We start from the raw sequence: 16,819 nt of genomic DNA on the forward strand, positions 1-16,819 counted from the left end.
AACAAATGATTACTTTCTATTAGTTAGCGGGATGTAATCCATAGGAACGGTGTCAGCCATCTTTTCATAAGCCCAGAAACCACTCATTAACGTAGATTTTGGGTTAAATATTCCGCCATCTACATAAAAGTGAATGGGTGCCTCAATCATATGAATGAGTGAAATCTGATAATTAGGTACATCTAAGGGGCGAGACATAGCATAACCCGATGTTTCTGTGTACTCCTTAGTTTCTCTTTCATTGGTATAGATCACATAAAGATCATCACTGAAATTAATAGTTCTCAAATTGCTATACAATGATTGCACCAGGGTATCAATCTTGATTTCCTCTCTATTCAAAACTTGAATGGTTTTAGGAACAGCTTCCTGTTTACGCCAATAATCAATAGAATCATTTAATGGTGAAGAACCCTTTCGAGTCATTTCAGAAAGAATGTTAACTCTGGAAATGGGGTTTCCAGGTTTATAAAGCCGATTAAGATGTGCACGGATGAGGCTATCCGGAAGGCGGTTCTTATTGGGAACTTGTGCCAGTTTATGCATAATAAACCCATTTGCAACGCTAGTGTTCCGGTATAAAGAGCGGAAGAAATGTTGGGAAGAACCGAGGTAAGCAATCTCTCTTTTCTTTTCCCAGAACTTCTTTTTACTTTTTGATCCTGGAAGCTCTTCAAAATAGGGATGGCCGGAATAGTAAACGATATTGCTCTTAAAATCTCTTTCAAAATTCTCCAGCATATATTTTATGCGGTAGCCAAGTGATTTATTTTCAATAATAAGAAACTCATTCGCAGTTACCCTAAGCACATTTGCAGCCTTATCAAAATCTGCCTGGATGACTTGTGGATTTAACAATTTACATTGCTCGGCGTTTGGCGTCATGCCAATAAACTGTTGAATGAAAAGCCTAATGTAGCGCTCCCGGTTAGGATCTGATTTGATCACGACTTCCTGAAGTTGAATCGTATTTTCCTTTAATAAAAGATCGATTTTAACTGACTTGTCTGATATGATGACATTTTTACTCAGTGGGAGATAACCCATCATTTCAATTAACACATCATAATTTCCAGGTTTGATACCTGTCAGAATAAATTGCCCCTCATTATTAGAGACAGTAGCCGTTTTATAACTACTTAAATATACGCCTGCACCAGGAATGGGTTTCCCGGATTTGTCCTTGATAATGCCAGAAATATTAAAGCTATTCTGGCTATAGCCGTTAAGCCCGATTAATAAAAACAAACTACAAAAGCGTAACCATTTTGTCATAGGACTAATGTAGCCAAAGCATTATATATTTGAAAGAAGAAAAAAGCAGTTTTTAATAACCTAGGAGTTCTTTTGCATTGGCAATTGCCGGAAGACCTGGATCTTTGCCACTCAGCATTTCTGCAATGACATGAATACGCTCTTCTGGGGCCAATCTTCGGATCCCAGTTGTAGGACGTACACCCTTTTCATTTTTGTATACGAAATAATGTGCTTCACCTTTCGCTGCAATTTGTGGAAGATGGGTAATACACATCACCTGCATATTCTTCTCTAGATCGCCAATAACATCACCTACACGTAGGGCTGTTTCTCCAGAGATGCCAGTATCAATTTCATCAAAAATCAATGTCGGTAAAGCTGTATGCTTAGCCATAATAGATTTCAAGGCCAACATCAGTCTGGAAAGTTCTCCTCCAGAAGCCACTTTACCAACCGGAGCCGGCGGCTGACCGCTATTTGCAGAAAACAATAAAACGACATTGTCTTTTCCATCTTTATTCAACTCTTCTAACGGAGTTTTCACGATTTTGATTTTTGCATTCGGCATACCTACCAATTGTAATACAGCAGCTACCTGGTTTTCAGTCGCTATGATAGAAGTATCACGATCCGCCGATAATGTGGCTGCCATTTGTTCTAGCCGTTCTTTCAATTGAGCAATTTCCTGATTTAAGCGGTCAATTTCTTCATCACTACTCAGTAAGTTATTCAAATTATCAGAAAGCTTCTGATGGATGCCCATCAGCTCTTCAATACTATTGACTTTATGTTTTTGTTGTAGAGTATAGATAACATCCAATCGGTTATTAATCTCTTCAATTCTGGAAGGATTAAAGACAGTGCTTTCTTCCAGATTTAAGGTTTCTGCCGCGATGTCTTTTAGCTCAATGAGCGCAGAGCGAAGGCGCTCATTCAACAGGGCATAGTCTGGATTAAAGCGTTCTATTGCCTGAATTTGAACTACTACTTCCTTTAGAATTGGCAATGCCGATGCCTCCTGATCGGAAAGCAAGTTATAGGCATTCACCAGACTTCTCTTGATGCTTTCGGCATTATTGAGCGTTTGCAATTCTATTTCCATTAAACTTTGCTCGTCCGTTTTCAGATTTGCATTTTCAAGTTCATTGAAAAGAAATTGCTCATAATCCTGCCTGCTTTTCGCTTCATCAGCTGCAGTTTGCAGGGCGGAAAGATGTTGTAAATGCTTTTTATATTGTTTATAACCTTTGCGATATTGTGCTAACAGTGATTGATGGTCTGCCAAAGTATCTACCACAGACAGTTGAAATCCTGGATCGTTAATTTCCAAAGTCGCATGTTGAGAGTGAATATCAATCAGCTTTTCTCCAACTTGCTTCATTACGCCAAGCGTAACCGGGGTATCATTAATAAATGCTCTGGATTTACCATCGGTAGAAATCTCTCTTCTTAAAATGGTTTCCTCATAGAAATCAATGTCATTTTCTTCAAACAAAGAATGCAAGGTGTCGTCAGTTAGTCGAAACTGACCTTCTATGATACACTTCTTCTCCTGATTAAAGAAATACTTGGTTTCTGCACGTTGTCCCAGAATGAGGGATAGCGCACCAAGCATAATAGATTTACCAGCACCAGTCTCCCCGGTGATGATGTTCAAACCTTTGTCGAGTTTTAGCTCAACACTGTCTATTAAAGCGTAGTTACGGATGGAAAGTTTCTGTAGCATATTACGCTGCTAAAATAGGAAATCTTAAGCAATGACGGTGGCTTCTTTCACATAAAAAAGGCAGAAGAAAAATCTCCTGCCTTTAATGATAAACTATAAGTCCAACTAGTTATTTGGTTTTGCTAAGTCTTCAGCTTCCTTCTTCTTTTTCAATGCTTCGACTTCGCGGTCAAACTTACTACGTAGTTCCCTGTATTCTGCTGAACTTTGAAGTGCTTTTGCTTCAGCTATTTTCTTCTTGAATTCTGGAGAACGGTAATAAGCCGTCGCTGCTGCAGCATTTTTGCCGATTTCTTCCTGCTGCTTTCTCCATTCTGGGGTATCAAATTTCTTTCCGAACTCTTCCGCATTTTTAACAATTTCTTCTTGTTGTTTTTTCCATTCTGGGGAATCAAAATGCTTACTGATCTGTTCCGCATTTTTACGGATGTCTTCCTGCTGTTTCTTCCATTCGGCGGAGTTAAAACGCTTTTTCATGGCCTCCGAATTTGCAATAATTGTACGTTGCTGTTTCTTCCATTCTGGAGAATCAAATTGTTTCCTGATCTGGTCAGCGTTTTTACGGATATCTTCTTGATTTTTCTTCCATTCCGGAGAATTAAAGCGTTTTCTGATTTCCTCTGCATTCAGACGTATTGCTTCCTGTTGTTTCTTCCATTCCGGAGAAGATAGGAAGGCTAGACTGGCATTGGTTGCACTGTCGGCGATAAATACACCAGCGCCTATACTGTCTGGATAGTAATAGGTTTCCTGGCCATTAGCTTTTTTTGTAATCACTACATGGATAGCTTTTTTCTTTTTCGTAGTATCAGCAGGTACCCATGTTGTTTTTCGCTGTTTTAAAGTAGGCAATTCTTGATTTTTGAATTTAAGGCCTACTCCAGCGATTTCCATATTAGGGATTGCTGATGCCTCAATATTCAACTTTTCAGCTTTAGAAGGCTTCACCCAAGCCAGCGAGATTACAGTAATAATGGTCAGTGTGATGGCAAAGAACTGTTGCTTTGCATTCATATAATTCGTTTTCATGTCTGTAATTCTTTTTATACGTTGATACAAATGTTGATTTTTTCCTGTCGCTGCCATAGATAGGGCAGGAGCAGATTTGTCTTTCAGAATTTCCAACTTTAGCAATGCATGAGCATAGGTTACCGGCGTCCCGGTAAGCTGTACCACGAGGTCATCACAAGCATGTTCTCTCTCTATACTGATGAACCTGCCACTAAGCCAGATGAAAGGATTAAAGAATAAAATGGTTTCTATACCGGTTTTAATAAGATTTAGGAGGTAGTCATTTCTGCGGATATGGGAAAGTTCATGAATTAAAATGGCTTCCACTTGTTTTAGATCAAGCTGTGCAGCTAATGCGATAGGAAACAAGACAATCGGTTTAAAATAGCCCAATACCAGAGGGACATTAACCTTTTCTGAAAGATAAAAGCTAATCTGCTGCTGCAAGTTTAACTTGCTACGCAATCCTTCAAATATGGAAGACCATGCTTCAGGTACAGCCTGATGTACCGAGTTTTTAAGTTGCTGCATTTTCTGATATCCTGCCAGCAGAATAAACAACTGGAATAGCAAGCCAATCCCATAAATACTCACCAGGTAAGGGAAGAGCTGCTCTGCTTTACTACTAATGTTTTGAGGGATATTATTCAGATATTCATAGTAAGCAGGGCTGATCATGAGTTCTGCTCCCTGCTGACTGCCATTTTCTTGTGGAAGTTTGAATATGGAGAAAAATGTGATGCAAAAGCAAATAAAGATCAGGCATAAAGCGCCATAGGCCAGGTTGTGTTTTAGTCGAGACCTTAGTTTTGGAAAAGCAATTACTATAAGGAATAGCAGCCCATAAATAATGGCGCCTTGCCATAAAGAGTGGAATATGCTCCAGCCGGTTGCTTTGATCAGGTTATTTACAATTGCTTCCATAATGTGATATGTTGGTAGTTTATTTGTCGCTTAGATTGTCCAGGTATTTTTTAATAGAATCGATCTCGTCTTTACTTGCGCTATGATTTCCTAATGCTTGCATCACTAAACGTGCTGCGGAACCATTAAATACATTGTCGATCATTTTACTCACCAGATGTTGCTCTGTTTTCTGTTGATTAACCAAGGCCCTATAGATATGTGTTTTTGAAGAAGTATCGCGGCTTACCAGGCCTTTTTCGGCCATGATCTGCATCAGCTTTAGGGTAGTTGTATATCCTGCATCCTTATTCTTTTCCAACACCTCATGCACTTCTCTTACAGTACACTGGCCTTTTTCCCACAATATCTGTAAGATCTCTAATTCGCTTTCTGTGGGTTTAAGGGGGCTGGATAATGTCATGTCTTTTTTGTCTACGAATTGTTTCGTAATCAAATGTACGAATCTATTCGTAGAAACAAAATATTTATCGAAAAAAATAATGAATAAATATAAGGGACTGTTACATGCCTTGTTTTGCCGGTTTTAAGGCTTCGTATTTATTGAGATTTCCAGGGTCGATTTCTGATAGTAGCTGATAAGAAGCGATTCGTTCCTGAGGATTACCAAGTGATAACAGGTTCACAATTTCATCTGCTTTGGTAGCAAAATACACATTGGGAAAGATGGAACCAATTTTTTGACGGTCCATTTTTGTTAAGGCAGAAAGAAAGGAAATGATCTTTTTTGTGCCTTTCTCCTGGTCTTGTTGCATTCGATCCAGGCCATTAAAGTGATAATTGAAAATAAAGCCTCTTAACTCTTCAAAAGAATTGTCAAGTAGATTTTGGTTTAGCCAGTATCTGTTCCTTAAACCATCTGAAGCTTTCCATCCAGCGTTTCCGGAAGCTAGTGCCAGGTTTAAGGTGTTTTGAGCTTTAATGAAAAGCTGCGTCCCACCCAGGTGACTAAAACTATCTTTGTCCAATCCAATAATGGTATGAGCATAGAAGCCAAGTAAAGAGCTTAGGTTTGAGATATAATTCTGATCCGAATAATCAAGTGCCGATCCTTCGTTGTAGTTGAAATCAAAATCCTTGTCGCTAATGTTCAGTAATGTACTGTTGTAAGCTGTGCCATAAACTGGTCTGCTCGATTGTATTTGTGCTTCCGCTTTATAGGCAGAACCTCCATCCCATCCCGTTACTGTGATGACGAAGTTAGTTTCTATTCGCTCATTTGGCAGATAAGTCTCATTCGTCCACTTGTTGTTATTCAGAAAATCCCGGATGGTATTTTGAAGGATCTCCAGGTTGCGCTTGTTGATATTTGGAACAGTAGGCGCAGCAATGGTTACCCGAACATTTAGCTCTTGAGCATGTGTGATAACCTGACTAAATAAAACAACGATAAAGAGAAGGAGAAAGCGTTTTTTCATTAATGCACGAGTTTTAATATTTCATTGCAAATGTCCCTTGCCACCTCCGTCTTAGACTTAGTCTCAAAAACGATTTTTTCCCCTGCCTTATTAAAGATAGTGATTTTATTGGTATTCAGCTTAAAGCCGGCACCCTTGTCGTTTAGCGAGTTGAGGACAATTAGATCCAGGTTTTTCTTACTGAGTTTTGCCTTGGCATAAGCCTCTTCATTTTCAGTTTCCAAGGCAAAGCCTACCAAAATTTGTTGAGCAGTTTTTGCTTGTCCGAGGGTAGCCAGGATGTCTGTTGTCTTTTTAAGCTCCAGTGTAAATTCTGCGCTGTTTTTCTTAATCTTTTGATCTGCTGCAGCCACGGGGGTATAGTCTGCCACTGCGGCACTCATTACCATGATATCCGATTGAGGAAAGGATATTTCACATGCTGCCAGCATATCTGCGGCGCTCAGTACATCAATCCTTTTCATGGTAATATTGCTTTTTTCGGCAGTAGGGCCCGTGATTAGTGTCACTTCAGCGCCCAATGCAACGAATACTTCTGCAATGGCAAAACCCATTTTACCGGAAGAGTGGTTGCCGATAAAACGAACCGGATCAATCGCTTCGTAAGTAGGACCTGCGGTAACCAATACCTTTTTACCCAATAAAGGAAGACCTTTTTTAGCGGCTTCGTTTAAAAAGCTAAGGATATCTTCTGGCTCGGCCATTCGTCCGGCGCCATACAGGCCACTAGCTAATTCCCCATCACCTGGAGGGATGACCTGATTCCCATAAGAAAGCAGTTTTTCCAGATTCTGTTGGGTACTCTCGTGTTTCCACATATCAAGATCCATTGCCGGAGCAACAAAAACAGGACATTTCGCTGATAAGTACACTGCAGATAATAGGTTATCGCAGATTCCTGTAGCCATCTTAGCCAAAGTATTGGCACTTGCTGGTGCAACCACCATAAAATCAGCCCATAGACCTAATTCAACGTGGTTACTCCATACGCCGGTTTCGGCATCGAAGTACTGGGTATATACAGGGTTTTTTGAAAGGGTGGCTAGGGTGAGCGGGGTAATGAAATTCGCCGCGTCGGCCGTAAGGATAACTTTAACGTTTGCGCCAGCCTTTACCAGTAACCTGACCAGTATCGCTGATTTATATGCTGCAATGCTGCCGCAAACGCCAAGAATAATGTTTTTATTTTCTAGCATGGTTTTTTAATGCAAGAATGCAGTTGAATACCTATGCCTGATCTTATTGTTGCTCTTTAGCAGGGTTTCTGTAATAAATTTTGTCATTAAGAAACTCATCAATAGCAATTAAGCTAGGCTTAGGCATACGCTCATAATGCTTACTGATTTCGATTTGTTCCCTGTTTTCAAAGATCTCTTCCAGGTTGTCATTTGAAGAAGCAAACTCAGCTAATTTACCGTGTAATTCTTCTTTAATGTTGTTAGAAATCTGATTAGCCCTTTTAGAAATAATTACTAAAGACTCATAGATATTCTCAGTTTTCTGATCTAAATCATTAACATTTCTAGTAACCGTAGTATTCGGTACAGCAGGTTTATTCGTGTTCATTATTTGATGGGGGTTTTAATTGTAGTATTGGTACTATCCGCCTTAGCTTCTTTCGCCAACATGGCTTTATATTTTTCCTGATCTTTCTGGAATTCAGCGATCTTACGTTTTGCTTCTTCGATACCTGATTCACTATCTGCCTTTAAAGCTTTAGCTTCATCCAGCATTTTACTTTGTGGGTAAGATTCCATAAACTCATCTGCATAGGTAATAGCCTCATTGTAACGATCTTCCTGACGGATTTCAATACTGTTTTTTGCGTAGTTGTATTGAGATTTTACAATCAATAAATCCATTTCCTCAGCATATTTAATGTCAGGGAAATCAATCTGTGCATTTTTTAAAGCAATTACAGCTGATTTATAATTGCTGATGTCAAATCCACCTAAATCATAGTATAATCTAGCATTGTCATATGCTTTAGTCTCTAGTTTTAAACGTAGTGCTGCAATGTATTTACTCGCATCAGCTACACGCTCACTCTTCGGATAAAAGTTGATAAACAACTGTAAAGCGTCAATCGCTGCCTTGGTATTCGTTTGATCTAATGAAGATTTTGGAGAATCCAGGTAGTAACAGTAAGCTCCCAGGTATCTGCATTCTTCTGCATATTTACTGGTCGGATAAGTATCTGCAAATGATTTAAATTGGTATCTGGCAGTAGTGTAATCTTTTAATTTGTAAAGAGTTAGGGCGTAGTAGTAGTTTAAGTCTTCCGCTTCCGCTCTACCTCTGTACTTCTGTGAAAGGTCTTCAAAAAGAATAATCGCTTTCGAATAATTCTTCTTGTTGTAGAGCTTCATGGCCTCCTGATATTTCTTGGCTACATCATTGCTCAATCTGATTTTTTCAAACTGGCTTTTGCAACCCGCGATAGTCAGGGCTATAATGGTGAAACTTAATAGTAATACGTGTTTAATTTTAAACATTCTGCAAAGATAAGTTAATAATACGATAACGTCAATTAAAAATAATAGGACGCTAAGCTATGTAAAGCGTTTCATCCTGTCAAACCCTTAACATATTTTAACAAATGATATTTAGTAAAAGCATGATTTAAGGCGATAAGAGGTAATAAATATAGGTATTTCTTGCGGTTTTAATACCAAAAATCATAGCCCCTGGCAATAAGGAAAGGAATAGCATGTTGGAATTTTGTAGATCTCCGGAGATAAGAATCGTTAATTGGATATGTGCATGGGATTGTTCCGAAAAAGATCGCGTGTTACAAATGGGAAAGGTTATAGTCATGACCTAACTAAAGTTCAGATTGGAAACCTTTAGATCAGCAGTAATATAGCTTTCTGAAACTGATGTCATCAATAAATAATTCTCACTTTAATCGATTTAATTGCCAATATCATTGATAGAATAGCCAGTCGTAAATCACTTAATTCTTTTAATTTAGTCGGATTTATAACCAAGTTTAGCAATAGCCGATGATGATGAAAAAGACGCTGATGGTTGGTGCCACACTCTTATCGCTACAGAGTGTTTCATTTGCCCAACATCAAAATATCTACAAGAAAAACTGGATTGATTTTAATAAAAACGGAAAGAAAGATGTTTTCGAAGACCCTTCACAGGATATTGAGAAACGTGTAGCTGACTTACTTTCTCAGATGAATGTGGAAGAGAAAACCTGTCAGATGGCCACACTTTATGGCTATGGAAGGGTGCTGAAGGATGAAATGCCAACTGCAGAATGGAAAACTAAAGTCTGGAAAGATGGGATCGCTAATATCGATGAAGCATTAAACAGTCTTGCCTATAATAAAAAGGCCGAAACAAAATATTCTTACCCATTCAGCAAACATGCTGATGCTATAAATACGCTTCAAAAGTGGTTTATTGAAGAAACCAGAATGGGGATTCCGGTAGATTTCACGAATGAAGGCATCCACGGATTGTGTCATGATCGGGCTACACCTTTACCTGCACCTATTAATATTGGCAGTACCTGGAATAAGGCAATGGTGCGACAAGCGGGTTCAATCGTGGGAAGAGAAGCGAAAGCATTGGGCTATACCAATGTGTATGCTCCAATTCTTGATCCCGCAAGAGATCAGCGATGGGGAAGAGTAGTTGAATGTTATGGCGAAAACCCTTACCATATCGCTGAACTCGGCAAACAAATGGTATTAGGAATTCAGAAAAATGGCGTAGCTGCTACTTTAAAGCATTTTGCTGTCTATAGCATCCCCAAAGGTGGGAGAGATGGACACGCTCGTACCGATCCCCATGTGGCACTCAGAGAATTACACCAGATTCATTTATACCCCTTCAGGAGGGTAGTGGAAGAAGCTGCACCAATGGGTGTAATGAGTAGCTACAATGATTATGATGGCGTACCCATCACCGGCAGCCGTTATTTTCTAACCGAATTACTAAGAGAGAAGTATGGTTTTAAAGGGTATATTGTTTCCGATAGTGAAGCTGTAGAATACATTTATTCCAAACACCATGTGGTGGATGACTATAAAGGAGCGGTAAAACAGGCTGTTGAAGCAGGACTTGACGTTCGCACCAATTTCACCATGCCTGAAGAATACATTATGCCTTTAAGAGCGCTCATCAAAGAAGGACGTGTATCCATGAAAACTATTGATGAAAGGGTTGGAAATGTGTTGCGTGTTAAATTTAGATTGGGTCTTTTTGATCAGCCTTATGTACAAAACACGAAATCTTCTGATCAGCTGGTACATACGCTCAAAGATGAGGCGTTTTCAGCACAGTTGAGCCGGGAATCACTGGTCTTGCTGAAAAACGAAAAAGAACTCCTGCCATTAAGTCTAAAGGACTTAAAAAAAATCATGGTTACCGGGCCTTTGGCAGCAGAACAGAATTATACGACCAGTAGGTATGGGCCTTCTAATAATCCGATCACTTCAGTCTTAGATGGTTTAAAAAAATATATAGGCACAGCTGCAAGTGTAAAGTATGTGAAGGGTTGTGACATTATAGATCCTAGCTGGCCAGAAAGTGAAATCATTCCAACGCCCTTAACTGCCGAAGAACAGGAAGGCATTGATGCCGCAGTGGCGGAGGCAAAATTATCAGATGTGATTATTGCCGTAGTGGGTGAAGATGAAAAACGCGTTGGAGAAAGTCTGAGCCGTACAGGCTTAAATCTTCCCGGTCGGCAATTACAATTGCTGATGGCCTTACATGCCACAGGAAAACCGGTAGTGATGGTGATGGTAAATGGGCAGCCATTAACGATAAACTGGGAAAATAAAAATCTTCCTGCAATATTGGAAGCCTGGTTTCCTGGTCCGCAGAGTGGAAATATTATAGCAGAAACTTTGTTTGGCGACTATAATCCGGGAGGCAAATTACCCATCACCTTCCCGAAATCAATTGGCCAGCTGGAATATAATTTCCCTTTTAAACCAGCTTCTCAAGCCGGACAACCAAGTGCCGGAAATAATGGATATGGAAAAACTAGTGTAAATGGTGCTTTATACCCTTTTGGTTATGGCTTAAGTTATACCAACTTCGAATATACAAACCTTAAAGTAAAACAGACTTCGCAGCAAGCCGGGGCTATTATTGAAGTCAGCGTAGATGTTCAAAATATAGGAAAGCGTAAAGGCGATGATGTTGTTCAGCTGTATCTTAAGGATATGGTGAGTAGTGTAACTACCTATGATTCCGATTTGCGTGGCTTTGAAAGGGTAGAGCTCTTGCCGGGAGCAAAAAAAACAATAACATTTGAATTGAAGCCGGATGACCTTTCCATTCTGGATAAAGATATGAACTGGCGCGTAGAACCAGGTAAGTTCCAAGTGATGATTGGTCACTCCTCTGAAGATATCAAACTTAAGGAAGAATTCGAAATCCTCCCATAAAATTGTAAGCCTCCCTATATAGGGAGGCTTACAATTTTATGGGGATTTTTAGCTTTTTCTTAGAAAGCTCAGCTAATTATCGCAGTATAGATGAATTGCCAATCAGGCTCATAAACTTTTTCCCTCTCCAGCTGATTTCTTTTTTCAAGGCGAGTAGGCCAGCTATCCCCAGTTTATAGTGTTAAGAAATTATTTTCGAATAATTATTTGGATAGTTAAAACTATTGTTTAGTTTTACAGTGTGCTAGTTGACTAGTACACTAAATAAAACGCTATGATAGAAATCTCCAACCTGACCTTTGGATACAGCAAAAAGAAATTGCTGTTCAAAAATCTAAGTTTAAAACTTCAAATGGGCCGGATATACGGTCTTCTAGGGAAAAATGGGGCAGGTAAATCCACGCTTCTTAAAAACCTTGCCGGTTTAGTCTTTCCACTGGAAGGTTATTGCCAACTAAAAGGATATCGAGCAGCAGATCGTTTACCAGGTTTTCTGCAAGAGCTGTTTTTTATCCCGGAAGAAGTTTATTTGCCAGGAAGCACTGCTATTCAGTTTGCGAAAAGTACAGGACACTTTTATCCTAAATTTGATGAAGCCTATTATTTTCAGATGTTGGCAGAATTTGATGTGCCGCAAAGCAGCATATTGAATAACCTTTCCTTTGGCCAGCAGAAAAAAGTAATGATTGCTTTTGGTTTGGCTACAAATACGAATTTGTTAATTATGGACGAACCTACCAATGGTTTAGACATTCCCTCCAAAGCAAAGTTTCGGAAAATTATCGCAGCAGCACTTACAGAAGAGCGCTGCATCATTATCTCTACTCATCAAATTAGAGATCTGGATAGCCTTATTGATAGTTTATTGGTCATCCATGAACAAGAAATGGTATTGAACAAGAGCCTCGAAGAAATCGCTGAACGTATTCATTTTAGTAGCTCAGCACCAATGGATAAAGAATTAATCATTTATGAGGAAGCCAATAAAATTGGCTTGAATACCATGAGTATAAACGATAAGGAAGCCTTGAGTAAAGTGGACATGGAACTTCTGTTTAATGCCATTATTAATGACCATAAATCAGTTACAAACACTTTAAAATAAAAGAACCCTCATGAATAATATATTTAATTTCAAAAGATTCTCACAGCTTTTTATCAAACATACTCAGGAATTTTATAGAGCTTATCTGTTGTCGGTAATGGTTCTCATAGGAATTTTGGCTATCACATTAGGCTATTTCTGTTATAGCCATAATGGAACCATGACCTCTAAAGATCAGTTTATGATGTTCAGTATCTTTCTATTCAGTTCAGGAGCTATATTTACAAGTGGCATCTTCTCAAATCTTGGTAACAAACGAAAAACAATTGCCATATTAACCTTGCCTGCTTCGCATTTTGAAAAATATCTGATCGCCTGGCTTTACTCTTTTGTGATTTTTCAATTGGTATTTATTTTAGGTTATTATACCGTCGATTTCTTGGTGTTAAGTACCATAGGCGCTGATAAGGAGGAAGGAATAAAGTTGATGAACTTACTTTCGCCTGAAACAAATTATTCTATGCTAGTTGTGGGATTTGCATTTTTACACAGTCTACTTTTCTTCGGGGCTATCTTTTTTGAAAAACTACATTTTATTAAAACAGTCTTGGTAGTGTTTCTAGGGATTCTATTTATTAGTCTATTGAATCAGCAATTGGCAACTGCGATTATAGGACTGACTTTAGAAAAGGTGACTCCTTTTGCTACTGTGGCCTTAAAAGAAGGAGGTAAGATTTATTACATTGAAGCACAATCGTCTATTAAGCCGATAATGAATGGAATGACTTGTGTATTTGCCACCATTTTATGGATAGGTGCTTATTTTAAATTGAAAGAAAAACAAGTGTAATATGGAATTTAGGGAAAATGAAGCAATTTATCTGCAAATAGCAGCATATGTTGCTGAACATATTGTATTGCGAAAGTGGGCTGTAGATCAGAAGATCCCATCGGTCAGGGAGCTAGCAGTTGAGCTACAGGTAAATCCAAATACAGTGGTTAGAGCTTATGAGTTTCTGCAGAATAAAGGAGTCATTATGAATAAACGCGGTATTGGTTTCTTTATGGCGGTCGATGCAGAACTGAAAATTAAAGAATATAGTAAGGAGCGCTTTCTTGGAAATGAACTTCCTGAGTTTTTCAAAAACATTTACCTGTTAGAAATCAGTATAAAAGAAATTGAAGAGCGGTTTGAAAAGTTTAAAGCTGAGCATTACCGATAGAATTATTAAAATAGATCCTATCAGCCATAGTTTAAAACCATCAATTCTTTTTTTAGATGAATTGAAATTGAAAAGGCCAGGCTGGATCTTTAACCATAAAATTAGATATAGATGAAAACAAGTAACATGTTGATTATTGCAGCAATTATCGTCTTATTAGGAATGACGACGGCTTATAATTTCTCTTTAAAAGCGGCATATAGAACCGGAAGCTATAAAGATCCTTTTAGAGGAGGAGAGTTTCAAGAAATGAAAAATATTGAAATCTTAAATATAAACGCCGCAAATATCATGTCGGTAGTGGTAGAACCAGGTCAGAAAGAAGGGGTTTGGGTTAAAAGGGAAATTAAAGACCGTATCGTATTAAATCAGGTAGGTAGTGCTTTAACAATTAGCCTAGTTGATGAAGATAGAAACGAAAATGGTAATTTTGGAGGTCAGGACATTATTGTGGTGACTAATAGCCTAAGTAAATTGAAAACTACTGCTTTTTGGGCAAATGAAAAAAAGGAAAATGATGGTAATGCTTACTACTGGGCAGAAGTTAATCTAAAAATGATTACAGGAACAAATCTTGAACTTCAAATAGCTGATTATACTTCTGTTACGATGAACAAAGTGAATTTGAAAACACTGAAAGCGGTGGTAGGAACCGTTAGTGGCGGAGCAGGGTTGAACCTTGATCCTGACAATCAAATAGAATTTGCAGATTTCGAAATTCCTGGTGCAGGTAAGTTGTCATTGAACAATCCTAAGATTGTTAAGACCCGTTATAGCTTGTCGGATAAGGCTACAGTAACCTTAAATGGGGCTGCATTGCAAGAGATTAAAAATTAATAAAATAGATTTGTCGCGCTGGTAATAAGTTCTCTTAAAATATTAGCCGATTTTAATATGATAAAACGAAAGGGTTCATACTGTCAGTGTGAACCCTTTTTCTTGGCCAAAGAAGTTTCTAATGATAGTCTTCAGCTCTGGTAGCGAGCGCGCGCTGGTTTTGTTAAATTAATAGCGTAAGAAATAGAGGTCGCCGTCATTTAGAGATACAGTGGGGGTGTTGCCTTGATTTAGATAAACGATGGATGTTGGACTGCCGGGAGCGGTTCAATCTATTTGGGTGTTGAGTGAGATTTAAGCTGGTGTTGCCGGGGCCTTAGCCGGTTTTGTACCATAGCAAAGCCTCTTTATGACCTCAATGGAACGTGGTTATTTAGCCGATCTTTTAGATGACTTTTGTTGGTTTTTGGTGCAAGTCTGTCTGCATTTTTTCAATTATGCTGTCTGGGTTTATGCCGTTTTAGGACTGTAATTATCTTTTTAACTAGTTGTAGTGCTGTGTTTTTGTGTTTTTCCGGAAATGAATTTTAGCTATTGTATGGTGTTTTTTTTATATGGAACTTGGTTTGCGTAAATAACGAAAATTCAATATTATGGCAATATCAAAAAAAGGCCTTCATGGCTGGTCAACTGGAAAATTAGGAAACATCGTTTCCTATATGTTAAGAGGGCAATTGGTTCAAAGAACTATTGGCAAGCCTGGGAAACCGAGCTTGAAACAAAAGGCTAATCATCAGGCGATGGCGGTAACGACTCGTTTTTTGAATAATTTGCAAGATTATTTGAATAATGGATTTGACTTGGAAGCACGTGGAACCATCCGAAATCAGCATAACCTTGCTGTTTCTTACATTAAGAAGAATGCATTACGAGGCGAATATCCTAATATTAGCATTGATTATTCGAAAGTGCAACTCAGCACAGGAAGCCTAGCAATTCCTAAAGACCTTCGGATGGAAAAAGTGGCTGGAGGCTTACAAATTAGCTGGGATCCTCAGCGTTTTTATGGTGGAGGCGCCCAGTATGACGATTGCTTGCAACTAGCGGTATGTTTTCAAGAAAAGGGAAAGAAAAAAGTAGAGCTGAATTTCTCCAAAAGGGAACTGGGAACCGCTTTTCTACCACTAGAACCAGAAGAACTCGAGCGTTCGATGGAAGTGTATCTGTTTTTGAGAGCCGCTAACCACGATTCCGTTTCTGATACGGTGTATCTGGGCAACTTGAACGGCAGTTATGAAAATCTTAAAATCACCGAAAGAAATGAAAAAGAAGAGACAGAGGAATTAAAGTTAAAGATTCGGTTTAAGCAGATCAGTGAGCAATATAAAGCCCAAATGAAACGAAAGCCAGAAGAAAGATGTAGCGCTAAAGCTTTTCGAAACTTAGAAAAGGAATACCTGGTTCTCGTTGATAAAATTAGATCAATAAACAATAGATCCCGACAAACTAAACCAGGATAGGGTTGATCAAGCATAGATCAATGTGCTTGTCAAGTTTAATAATGTAGATGTGTCCTACTTTTATCTTATATACCCAATCTTTTAATTATCAGTCCTAAGGTTTCTCCGGGGGATGTATTTTGAGTATATAGAGACCATTGGTTATTAGATTACGCTAGCTCAGGACGCTGATCCGGTATTTTAATTCGGAATTTTCATCCCCTATTATATATAGTATATATATGAAGGTATAGCGTATGCTATATTTTAATTTTCAATTGGTAATTGTTTCGCTCGTATTATATGGTAGTTTTATCGATGGTATTGGTGATTTCATTCAAAGTAATCTGGTTTTGGATCTACTGATTAAATCGTTTATCCATTATTTATCGTTACGCTTGACTTGTCTAGATCTCTTACATGATTCTCTATTTTAGATTTTTCAACTGTATTTCAGTAAGTTAAGGGTTTTCTTAGATTATAAAGCTGACATTGTTTGCTGGGGCGGTTAATTTTCGTACT

14 protein-coding genes are annotated in these 16,819 nt (G+C 38.5%); 6 read left to right on the top strand and 8 right to left on the bottom strand.

The genetic code is table 11. From position 1 onward, the window contains the following. Positions 1 to 9: 9 nt before the first annotated feature. The 8 genes from R2S10_RS17665 to R2S10_RS17700 all read right to left on the bottom strand — a co-directional run bounded on the left by R2S10_RS17665 (position 10) and on the right by R2S10_RS17700 (position 8,831). Entirely contained in the window at positions 10 to 1,275 is a 1,266-nt protein-coding gene (locus R2S10_RS17665) for a carboxypeptidase-like regulatory domain-containing protein (RefSeq protein ID WP_316841730.1), read from the bottom strand. Between the two features lie 52 nt (positions 1,276 to 1,327). Further along, entirely contained in the window at positions 1,328 to 2,983 is a 1,656-nt protein-coding gene (gene recN / locus R2S10_RS17670) for a DNA repair protein RecN (RefSeq protein WP_316841731.1), read from the bottom strand. Between the two features lie 105 nt (positions 2,984 to 3,088). Further along, the gene (locus tag R2S10_RS17675) at positions 3,089 to 4,918 is read right to left on the bottom strand and encodes a M56 family metallopeptidase (RefSeq protein ID WP_316841732.1); all 1,830 of its coding nucleotides are present in this window, start codon (positions 4,916 to 4,918) and stop codon (positions 3,089 to 3,091) included. Between the two features lie 19 nt (positions 4,919 to 4,937). Next, entirely contained in the window at positions 4,938 to 5,321 is a 384-nt protein-coding gene (locus R2S10_RS17680) for a BlaI/MecI/CopY family transcriptional regulator (protein ID WP_316841733.1), read from the bottom strand. Positions 5,322 to 5,421: 100 nt separating this feature from the next. After that, positions 5,422 to 6,336: a DUF4835 family protein gene (locus R2S10_RS17685; RefSeq protein WP_316841734.1), complete on the bottom strand. Its 915-nt coding sequence runs from the start codon at positions 6,334 to 6,336 to the stop codon at positions 5,422 to 5,424. Then, positions 6,336 to 7,532: a bifunctional phosphopantothenoylcysteine decarboxylase/phosphopantothenate--cysteine ligase CoaBC gene (coaBC, locus tag R2S10_RS17690; protein ID WP_316841735.1), complete on the bottom strand. Its 1,197-nt coding sequence runs from the start codon at positions 7,530 to 7,532 to the stop codon at positions 6,336 to 6,338. Before coaBC ends, R2S10_RS17685 begins: the two co-directional genes overlap by 1 nt. A gap of 43 nt (positions 7,533 to 7,575) precedes the next feature. After that, entirely contained in the window at positions 7,576 to 7,902 is a 327-nt protein-coding gene (locus R2S10_RS17695; RefSeq protein WP_062550173.1) for a DNA-directed RNA polymerase subunit omega, read from the bottom strand. Further along, a complete protein-coding gene (locus tag R2S10_RS17700) occupies positions 7,902 to 8,831 on the bottom strand; it encodes an outer membrane protein assembly factor BamD (RefSeq protein ID WP_316841736.1) in 930 nt (309 codons plus the stop codon). Before R2S10_RS17700 ends, R2S10_RS17695 begins: the two co-directional genes overlap by 1 nt. Positions 8,832 to 9,341: 510 nt before the next feature. Here R2S10_RS17700 and R2S10_RS17705 point away from each other — a divergent pair. The 6 genes from R2S10_RS17705 (at position 9,342) to R2S10_RS17730 (ending at position 16,318) form a co-directional block, all read left to right on the top strand. Continuing rightward, positions 9,342 to 11,753, top strand: a complete 2,412-nt coding sequence (locus tag R2S10_RS17705; RefSeq protein WP_316841737.1) for a glycoside hydrolase family 3 N-terminal domain-containing protein — start codon at positions 9,342 to 9,344, stop codon at positions 11,751 to 11,753. A gap of 274 nt (positions 11,754 to 12,027) precedes the next feature. Then, complete coding sequence (locus R2S10_RS17710) at positions 12,028 to 12,858, top strand: ABC transporter ATP-binding protein (protein WP_316841738.1); 831 nt, start codon at positions 12,028 to 12,030, stop codon at positions 12,856 to 12,858. Between the two features lie 10 nt (positions 12,859 to 12,868). Continuing rightward, positions 12,869 to 13,648, top strand: coding sequence for a hypothetical protein (locus tag R2S10_RS17715; RefSeq protein WP_316841739.1), 780 nt, complete (start codon positions 12,869 to 12,871; stop codon positions 13,646 to 13,648). Between the two features lies 1 nt (position 13,649). Beyond that, positions 13,650 to 14,021 (top strand): GntR family transcriptional regulator, encoded by a 372-nt coding sequence (locus tag R2S10_RS17720; protein ID WP_316841740.1) that lies wholly within the window; start codon positions 13,650 to 13,652, stop codon positions 14,019 to 14,021. Between the two features lie 111 nt (positions 14,022 to 14,132). Then, entirely contained in the window at positions 14,133 to 14,858 is a 726-nt protein-coding gene (locus R2S10_RS17725; protein ID WP_316841741.1) for a hypothetical protein, read from the top strand. A 593-nt stretch (positions 14,859 to 15,451) separates the two neighbouring features. Further along, positions 15,452 to 16,318 carry a DUF6266 family protein gene (locus R2S10_RS17730; RefSeq protein ID WP_316841742.1) on the top strand — a complete coding sequence of 289 codons (867 nt, stop codon included), beginning with the start codon at positions 15,452 to 15,454 and terminating at the stop codon, positions 16,316 to 16,318. Positions 16,319 to 16,819: the final 501 nt, after the last annotated feature.

This window comes from Pedobacter gandavensis, from assembly GCF_032678745.1.
Taxonomy (GTDB): domain Bacteria; phylum Bacteroidota; class Bacteroidia; order Sphingobacteriales; family Sphingobacteriaceae; genus Pedobacter; species Pedobacter gandavensis_C.